Origin of the sequence: Bacillus sp. GMa5/1, assembly GCF_050172015.1 — a bacterium.
GTDB lineage: Bacteria > Bacillota > Bacilli > Bacillales > Bacillaceae_G > Bacillus_A > Bacillus_A cereus.
In genome coordinates this window covers 1-3,565 of record NZ_JBNLYC010000297.1, presented here as the reverse complement: position 1 = coordinate 3,565, position 3,565 = coordinate 1, and the positions used below count along the sequence as shown (strand labels likewise).

The window sequence follows — 3,565 nt, the reverse complement described above, 5'->3', positions numbered from 1 at the left end:
TGTTTTTACAGATGCTATTCTTTTTTCTCTCAGCTTATATGCAATATGTATCATTACAACTTTGGCCATTTAAAGAAAAGAGTTTTAGTTACATAAAACAACTTAGTTACTTTATGTAAGTTAGTATACATTCGTAATCAATTTACGTCAAGTAATTAATTATAAAAACATTTGTTACTAATAGTAAGATGTTATATAATTTATTTTAGGAGGTGAAGGAAAATGAATGATTCTACATTATGCCCTCGCTTTGAAAAAGGAATGAAATTTTTTAGTCAACGATGGACAGCACTAATTATTTACCAACTTTTTTCTGGATCTCAGCGCTTTTGTACACTTGAATCTTCTCTTCCTGTTAGCGGAAGATTACTTTCAGAAAGATTGAAAGAATTAGAACTAGAAGGAATTGTCGAACGTAAAGTCTTTCCTGAGACACCAGTTCGTATAGAATATTCTTTAACTCAAAAAGGATTTGCTTTAGAAGCTATTATTCGCGGAATAGAAGAATGGTCACAGGAATGGATAGAACTTGAGGAATAACATAAAAGCTTTTTCGTATATAGTTTTAAGTAATCAAATTACAGATACCTATTATTAAAACGCTAATTTTTCAAGCATTTATGAAAAGCTAGCGTTTTTTAATAAATAAAATGTAAGAAATAAAGCAAGGTGATCAAAACGATCACCTTGTTCCCTTACAGATTAAAATAGTGTTTTAAAATCTTTTATTCATACATACTCGATTAATAAAAAAAACGAATAAGCTTTTTTATTAATAAACAGTTTTATTTTTACAATACAGTTAGCTTCCCCTGCTATTTGCGGACAGTAAGACCACCACTGATTAAATTTCTATTTTATTACATTCGAATATTACTTATGAAATTTCACACGCTCTTCAAGTGGTTGGAATTCTTTTTCACCTGGTGCAGCTGTTGGATTACCAAATGGCATTTGTGCAATTAGTTTCCAATTAGCAGGGACATTCCATTCTTGTTTTACCTCATCGTCAATTAATGGATTATAATGTTGTAATGATGCCCCTAATCCCTCTGCTTCTAAACCTGTCCACACGACTAATTGGTGCATACCTGATGCTTGGTGTGACCAAATTGGGAAGTTTTCAGCATATGCAGCAAACTTTTCTTGAAGCGATTTAACGATAGCCTCATCTTCAAAGAATAATACTGTTCCATAACCAGCTTTAAAAGAATCCATTTTTTGTTGCGTTCCTGAAAAGTCTCCATCTCCAACTACTTTTCTTAATGTTTCAGTGGTAATATCCCATAATTTATCATGAGCTTCACCAAATAATACAACTAATCGTGCAGTTTGAGAATTGAAAGCGGATGGAGTATATTTCACAGCAAACTCCACGATTTCTTTAATTTTTTCATCCGATACTTGTACCTCTTTATTAATCCCATAGTAAGTACGTCTTTCTTTCAGTGCAGTATAGAAATCTTTTGTCATAATTCCGTTCCTCCTAAGTTTTAATATTCTTCAAAATGATTCATCTCGAAGATAGTATGCGTTTAAATGAGTTCATTTTTGAATCATTGAACTTCCTAGCACCCATTGCCAGTCATTCTAAATCTAAACACACTGCTTCCTTCAGTTTTCCTAAAAAAAGCCTTATAACATCATTCATAAAATCTAATCATCATTCGGTACTATTTTACCCATTCTCTATTCATGTATCCTGCTTGTTTCATATTTACACAAATATGAAATGTAGCTACTTTAATCACCAAATTTCACATTAATTTAGAGCATCTTCAATTACAGCAATTTCGCTCACTCGAACAAAACGATGCAATTTAAAGAACATTGCAAAATTAAGTACTACCTGTAAAAGAACCCTCTTAGCCGACTATAAGAAAAAATAATAAAAAGCCAAAAACGAACAATAATATGTTCATTCTTGGCTTTTACTTAACCATCACATTTATTTTTACTATTGCTTCAAATGATTTTTAACTGCCCTTATTACCAATTCGTGATCTTCTTCTGGTGGTAATCCTGAAACTGTTATCATTCCAATAACCCCTACGTTTTTTATTCTGATAGGAAAACATCCACCAAACGCAGCGTATTCTGAAGTATCTAAAAGATATTTTTCATTATAGGAGACCCCAGTTATTTCACTTTGTATCTGCATATAATACGAGCTACGATCATGCAGGGAAACGACTCGTTTTTTACGCTCAATCCATTTCGTATTTTCCTCATTTGTCCCTGTCATCTTGAAATGAAATAATTGCACACCATTTTTCGTTATATCAACAGCAATCAATTTCCCCTCTTGCTTTGCTGTCTCAACGATAAATAAACCTAGTTGCAAGGCATCTTCATTTGTAAAAGAGGAAAATTGAAGTGTTTCCTCCTCTTTTAAAATTTGTTTACTTATTTCATTCAAATTTGAAGTACTCATATCTTTAACCTCCATAATTGTTTTATGCCACACCGACATTTTTTCGAAATTATTAGGCCATATAGTACAACCTTTCAATCACACTGATTCTAAATAAACTACTGTAACATCTTTGATAACTAGTAGTACCGTAAAGCTTGTTTTCTTCTTACTGGTGCTATTATGAATGACATTCAAAGTTATAAAAAGTACTATTCTACTTATCCCTATCTTACAGAGACTATTATGAAATATATTTAACATCTTAAAAATGTATGTACTAAAGAATAATATTTTTAATCACTAACTTTTTTGATCAATCGTTATAATCCAATTTCATCAAAATTTTTATCAATTATTACACTATCCAACAAGAGGAGGAAACAAAGATGGATGAAAGTATATCCAAAAGCTGAAAAGCAGTTGAGTCCCTTGAGGGAATAGTTATAATTCACTACGTATAGAAATAGACATACAAAAACGCCATCCTTTCCTATAATTCTAAAGAAAGAATAGCGTATTCTTTTCAAAAATGAGTTCTTTTATTGAGAAACTTTGATTCTATATCATACATAAAAGGGCAACCAGTGCTAAAACAGCTGGAAATCCTTGTTTCACAATAATCGATTTATTAGATGTGAAACCTCCGAAAATAGCTGCTATCACCACACAAATCACGAAAAATAATTGGACCATATAACCAATTGGATTGAGCCCAAGTACAAGTCCCCAAATGAGACCAGCCGCTAAAAATCCATTATATAAACCTTGGTTTGCAAACATAATGGCTACGTTTCGATCTCCTTCTAAATGCTTCGGTAATTTGAAAGCACATTTCGCTACTTTTGAATCAATAAAAAACATTTCAAGGATCATGATAAACAAATGTTCTAATGCTACGATCCCGACTAAAATAGCTGCGATTATTTCCACACTATTCTGCCCCCTACACTCTCTATTCTTTAATATTCTCTACATTTTTTTGCATCTGTAATAGAACATGAATAAGTATTTTTCGTTCTTCTCCACTGATATTTACGAACATTTCCTTCATAAAATGTTCCTTTTCTTTCTTGTTAAAATATTAATTGATGTATCAATTATTGATACATCAATTAATATACATCTCTCTTTTTATTTTTGCAAGTTTTT

Annotated in this window: 4 protein-coding genes; 1 reads left to right on the top strand and 3 read right to left on the bottom strand. The window is 31.5% G+C overall.

Going from position 1 to position 3,565, the window contains the following annotated elements; genetic code table 11:
• The first annotated feature begins 222 nt into the window (after nt 1-222).
• The gene (locus tag ACQGSG_RS27645; protein WP_001000104.1) at nt 223-540 is read left to right on the top strand and encodes a winged helix-turn-helix transcriptional regulator; all 318 of its coding nucleotides are present in this window, start codon (nt 223-225) and stop codon (nt 538-540) included.
• Nucleotides 541-873: 333 nt separating this feature from the next.
• On the opposite strand, the gene ACQGSG_RS27640 is transcribed toward ACQGSG_RS27645, so the two are convergent.
• The 3 genes from ACQGSG_RS27640 to ACQGSG_RS27630 all read right to left on the bottom strand — a co-directional run bounded on the left by ACQGSG_RS27640 (nt 874) and on the right by ACQGSG_RS27630 (nt 3,346).
• Nucleotides 874-1,473: a nitroreductase family protein gene (locus ACQGSG_RS27640; RefSeq protein WP_000158938.1), complete on the bottom strand. Its 600-nt coding sequence runs from the start codon at nt 1,471-1,473 to the stop codon at nt 874-876.
• A 484-nt stretch (nt 1,474-1,957) separates the two neighbouring features.
• The gene (locus tag ACQGSG_RS27635) at nt 1,958-2,473 is read right to left on the bottom strand and encodes a heme-degrading domain-containing protein (RefSeq protein WP_002061924.1); all 516 of its coding nucleotides are present in this window, start codon (nt 2,471-2,473) and stop codon (nt 1,958-1,960) included.
• Nucleotides 2,474-2,974: 501 nt separating this feature from the next.
• Nucleotides 2,975-3,346 (bottom strand): DUF1304 domain-containing protein, encoded by a 372-nt coding sequence (locus ACQGSG_RS27630; protein WP_098280247.1) that lies wholly within the window; start codon nt 3,344-3,346, stop codon nt 2,975-2,977.
• Nucleotides 3,347-3,565: the final 219 nt, after the last annotated feature.

What these genes read in the sequence shown, in the direction of transcription:
- ACQGSG_RS27645 (WP_001000104.1), top strand. Translation starts at nt 223, where the DNA reads ATGAATGATTCTACATTATGCCCTCGCTTTGAAAAAGGAATGAAATTT.
- ACQGSG_RS27640 (WP_000158938.1), bottom strand. Translation starts at nt 1,473, where the DNA reads ATGACAAAAGATTTCTATACTGCACTGAAAGAAAGACGTACTTACTAT.
- ACQGSG_RS27635 (WP_002061924.1), bottom strand. Translation starts at nt 2,473, where the DNA reads ATGTCGGTGTGGCATAAAACAATTATGGAGGTTAAAGATATGAGTACT.